3 protein-coding genes are annotated in these 1,681 nt (G+C 26.5%); all 3 read left to right on the forward strand.

The window, feature by feature from the left end; genetic code table 11:
• A partial coding sequence (locus ACRDDY_RS04375; protein ID WP_438563752.1) for a site-specific integrase occupies positions 1-645 on the forward strand: 645 nt, incomplete at its 5' end.
• A 227-nt stretch (positions 646-872) separates the two neighbouring features.
• Positions 873-1,382, forward strand: coding sequence for a hypothetical protein (locus ACRDDY_RS04380; protein WP_438563753.1), 510 nt, complete (start codon positions 873-875; stop codon positions 1,380-1,382).
• Between the two features lies 1 nt (position 1,383).
• Positions 1,384-1,681, forward strand: a 298-nt coding sequence (locus ACRDDY_RS04385) for a hypothetical protein (RefSeq protein WP_438563754.1), incomplete at its 3' end; no start/stop codon positions are given.

Here is a 1,681-nt window from a genome sequence, read left to right on the forward strand (position 1 = left end):
AAATATCATCCATTTCAACATAAATTGGATAGATTAAAAAATGGAGCTTTTGATAAGAGAAGAGAGAGTTACTTTTTAAATATAGAGGATATAATAAAAGCTAGAATTTTAATGGAGCATAACTCTAAAAGGTTTGATATTCAGTCAAGACTTTTATGGGAATTATTCCTGGAGAGTGCTGCTAGAATATCCGCAATATCTAATTTAAAATTGTCTCAATTAGATATTAGAGCAGGATACTTTAAAGATGTAAAAGAAAAAGGGAATAAAATTGTAGATATTATTTTCCTGGATAACACAGAAAAATTATTAAGAGAGTGGATAGATTATAGAGATAGTAAAAATATAGCTTCTGATTACTTGTTTATAACGAAGAGTAAAGAAAGCTATGTACAAATGCAGCAAAGTACTATAAGAGCCAGAATAAAGAAAATAGGAGAGCTAATAGGGTATGACAAACTTTATCCTCATACATTACGTAAAACAGCAATAAATTTATTAAGTAATCTTTCAGACATAAATTTTGCTGCTGAATATGCACATCACAATGATACTAAAGTTACAAAGGATCACTATATAAAAGCTCGTACTGGAGCAGAAAATAGAAGTAAAATACTTCAAATTAGAAGAGAAACAGGACTTTAAAATTTCAATAAATTATCGAATTTAGTTAAAACTTTGAGATTTATACACCTTATAAAGCTAACAAAATCGTTAAAGCTATAGACGATTTATCCAGGTACTCATTTTTAAAAAGATAGTAAAATCAAGGCTTTATAACTTATAAAAAAGTGGAGTTTTTGTATAAATTCGATAATTTACCCAACATAAAAAATTAGAAAAACTAAAAATAAAATTACAAAGGAGAATCAATGATTATATATATTTATGATATAAAAACATTAACAGTAGTAGCAAGACCAATTGTAAATTCATATGGAGAATTTAAGGCTGAACCAATAAAGTATTATCCAGAATGGAGTATAAATTGCCATATATCAACTGAAGTAGAGTTCCAAAATCCAATATTAGATTCTGGAGTAATGAGAGAAAAAACTAGAGAAGAATTAATATTATTAGATGGAAAAGTTGAACTACTAAAAGATGGAGAATATATTGAAAATAATAAGATTATTACAGTAGACGCTCCAAATTATTTATTTAAAAAATTATGGAATAAAGAAATTAATATATGGGAAGAAGGAGCAACCCAGAAAGAGATTAATCTAGAAGTAAATAGACTTATAGACGAATTTACAATACTTGGAGAACAAAAAGAAAGATGGATAAAATATGGGTTTGATGTATTAGATATAGAGAATCAAATGTCAGAAAATATAATTAAAAGGAATTACCTATTAACAATAGGAAGAGGGAATTAAGATGGTTATAATTGATGAAGCTTTAAAAATTATAAATAAGTTTGTTCTAGATAAAAATACTCAAAATCAAATGGAAATAGAATTAAAAAAACTAGAAGTTGAAGATTTTAACAATAAGAGAGGAAGTAGCTTGGAAAAAGCAATAAGTATGGTATTTCCCCTTATAGCATTTATATTTTGTGGGTTTCTTGTAAGTAATCTTTTAGGAATGTGGATAGGATTTATATTTAAAACACAATCTCCAATATTTCCTATAGATGATAGGATGTATCAAATAATAATGGTTTATTTGACAGGAT

This window comes from Clostridium sp. (assembly GCF_051656525.1).
Taxonomy (GTDB): Bacteria; Bacillota; Clostridia; order Clostridiales; family Clostridiaceae; genus Clostridium.